This window comes from Streptomyces sp. MB09-02B, assembly GCF_033794485.1.
Classification (GTDB): Bacteria; Actinomycetota; Actinomycetes; order Streptomycetales; family Streptomycetaceae; genus Streptomyces.
Window position 1 is genome coordinate 1 of record NZ_JARGEE010000666.1, and the last position, 3,212, is coordinate 3,212.

2 protein-coding genes are annotated in these 3,212 nt (G+C 71.0%); one reads left to right on the top strand and one right to left on the bottom strand.

What is annotated here, in order from left to right; translation table 11 throughout:
- Positions 1–2,191, bottom strand: a 2,191-nt coding sequence (locus P1P70_RS42520; RefSeq protein WP_319247554.1) for an MMPL family transporter, incomplete at its 3' end; no start/stop codon positions are given.
- A 420-nt stretch (positions 2,192–2,611) separates the two neighbouring features.
- Between P1P70_RS42520 and P1P70_RS42525 the strand changes: the two genes are divergently transcribed.
- Positions 2,612–3,193, top strand: coding sequence for a TetR/AcrR family transcriptional regulator (locus tag P1P70_RS42525; RefSeq protein WP_319247556.1), 582 nt, complete (start codon positions 2,612–2,614; stop codon positions 3,191–3,193).
- The last annotated feature ends 19 nt before the right edge of the window (positions 3,194–3,212 follow it).

Below are 3,212 nucleotides of genomic sequence, written 5' to 3' on the forward strand. Positions count from 1 at the left end.
GGGTGGGGGTCGGTGTGGGGGGCGGCTCCTCCTCGCTCAGGCCGAACCTCTCGTGGAAGCGCCTCAGTGGAGCCGGGGCCCACCACGTCGCGCGGCCCGTCAGGCGCATGACCGCCGGGACCAGGAGGCTGCGGATGACCATGGCGTCCATGAGGACTGCCAGGGCTATGCCGAGGCCGAGCATCTTCGTGTTGGTGACCCGGGAGGTGCCTATGGCGATCATGACGACGGCGAGGATGACGGCGGCGGCGGTGATCAGGCCGCCGGTGCGCTGGAGCCCGAAGCGGACCGAGGCGGTGTGGTCGCCGGTGTGGTCGTACTCCTCCTTGATGCGGGAGAGCAGGAAGACGCCGTAGTCCATGGAGAGCCCGAAGGCCACGCAGAACATCAGGACCGGGAGGGTCGTCTCTATGGAGCCGGGGCTGGTGAAGGCGAGCAGGCCGGAGAGGTGGCCGTCCTGGAAGACCCACACCAGCGCGCCGAACATCGCCGTCAGGCTGAGGGCGTTCAGCAGGACCGCCTGGAGCGGGATCAGCACGCTGCCGGTGAGGAGGAAGACCAGGAACAGGGTGACGATCGCTATGAAGGCGAGGGCCCAGGGCAGGCCGTCCCCTATCGCCGACTTCGTGTCCACCAGGACCGCCGCCGTGCCCGTCACCGAGGTGTCGAAGGGGGCATCCGTCGCCCGGATGTCCTTCACCAGGCGCTGTGCGCCCTCGTCGACCGCCTCGCCCTTCGGCTGCACCGTGAAGTAGGCCCAGTCGCCCTTGACCAGGGGTCCTTCCACCCGGAGCACCTCGGGGAGGTCCGCCAGCCGCTCCTTGTAGGCGGCGTACTCCGCCTTCGTCGCCTCGCCCTCCGCGAGCACCGACAGGCCGCCGCCGGGAGTGCCCGGGAAGCCCTCGCGCAGATGCTGCTGGACGACGTGCGACTCGGCGGTGGAGGGGAGTTGGCGGTCGTCGGCCGTGCCGAACTTCACCCCCAGGAAGGGGAGTCCGAGGAGGAGCAGACCCGCGGTCGTGGCGACGGCGAAGTAGGGGGCGCGGCGCATGACGAGGGCTGCCACGCGGCCCCAGGTCGCCCCCTCCTCCACGGTCGCCGAGCCCTCGCCCGCGGTCTTCGTCTTGCGGCGCTTGAACAGTCTGCGCAGGTCCCAGGCGTTGACGCGGTCGCCCAGAAGGACGAGCGCGGCCGGGAGGAGGATCAAGGCCGCTGCCGCCGCCAGGAGGACCACCGCGATGCCCGCGTAGGCGAAGGACTTCAGAAAGTACTGCGGGAAGACCATCATCGCGGCCAGACAGACGGCGACCGTGAGGGCGGAGAAGAGGACCGTGCGGCCGGCCGTGCGCAGGGTGGTGGCGACGGCCGTCAGGGAGTCGGCGCCGGTGGACAGCTCCTCGCGGAAGCGACGCACGATGAACAGGGCGTAGTCGATCGCGAGGCCCAGCCCCATGGCCGTGGTGAGGTTCAGGGCGAAGACCGAGACGTCGGTGACCTCGGTGAGGCCGCGCAGGATCGCGTTGGTGCCGAGGATCGCGACGATGCCCACGCCGAGGGGCAGCAGGGCGGCGACCGCGCTGCCGAAGACCATGACCAGCAGGACGAGGGTCACCGGCAGGGCGATCATCTCGGCCCGCAGCAGGTCCTCCTGGATGATCGTCTGCATCTCGTGGCGCACGGCGAGGATGCCGCCGACCTTGACCTCGACCGGGCCGTGCGTGCCGCGGAGTTCGGGGGCGATGCGGTCCAGGGTCTCGTTCACGGCCGTGTCGTCGCCGGTGAGGCGAGCCGCTATCAGCGCCTCGCTACCGTCCTCCGAGCGCAGGGCAGGTGCCCCGGTCTGCCAGTAGGAGCCGACGCCCGTGACGCCCTTCTCGGCGGCCAGCCGCTCGGTCAGCCCCTTCGCCTCGGCGGCGACGGCCGGGTCGTCGACCGAGGCCTCGCCCGCGTCGACCAGCAGCAGGAAGTTCGGCTGGGAGTCGGGGAACTCGCGCTCCAGGGCCTTGGTCGCGTAGGTGGACTGGGCGGCCGGGTCCTCCCAGCCGCCGCTGCCGAGACGGTCGGCGACATCGCTGCCCGCGACGACCGCGAGGGCGGTGAGCACCAGGGCGACGAGCAGGGAGAGGCGGGGCCGGGCGGTCACGAACCGGGTCCAGCCTCCCGGTCGGGGTGGCCGGTTGACTTCGGTCATGGTGCGGTGTCCCCTTCACTCCGACTCGTTCTGTCCACGGCTGTGCGCAGCCGGGCAGCACGGAGGCGCCAAGCCATACACTGGCAAACACGAGAGATCGCTCGCGTTTCTCCAGAATGCGAGCGGCCACTCGTGTTTGTCAATGACGTCCGGAAAGCTGGGGAAAACCGCGTGCCCACCCACCAGGAGAAGGAACAGCCCCAGGCCCCAGAGGAAGAGCAGACCCAGGCCGAAGAGCAGAAGACCCAGGCCGAGGAGCAACCCCGGAGCGGGGAGCGACCCCGAAACGCAGAGCGGTCGCGGAGCACAGAGCGGTCGCGGAGCACAGAGCGGCCCCGGAGCACAGAGCGGCCCCGGAGTGCGGAGCGACCTCAGGCCAAGGAGCAGCCGCGTCGCCGTCAGGCCCGCGGTGAGCGCCGCATCGCCCAGCTCCTCGAAGCGGCGGCCTCCGTGTTCTGCTCGACGGGGTACACCGCCGCCAGCACCAACGCCATCGCCCGCGAGGCGGGGGTCTCGCCGGGCACGCTGTACCAGTTCTTCCCGAACAAGGAAGCGATCGCGATCGAGCTGAGCGAGCGGCTGATGCTGGAGCTGCGCGAGACGTACGGCGAGGCGCTCGCCCCGGTGGATCCGGCGACCCCGCTGGAGGTGGCCGTGGCCGCCGCCGTGGACCGTTTCATCGACTTCAACTCCCGCCACCCGGTGGTCTACACGCTGATGCACGGCCCCGACGTCCCCGGCCGGATCGCCGAGCAGCACGACGCGCTGCACACGGCCCTGGTCACGCGGATCGAGGCACTGCTCACCCCGCTCCTGCCCGGCACGCCGGCCGTCGACATCACGCGCACCGCGCACGTCTGCATGGCGATGTACAAGGCCGGCCTGGAGCTGGTGATCGGCCGCGAGGGCGAGGAGCGCGAGGCCTACGTCCAGGAGCTCAAGAACGTCCTGCTCCGCTACCTGGAACCCCTGGTGGGCGACCGCCCGCCGGTCGACCCCTAGCGCCCCCGGTGCCCCACGC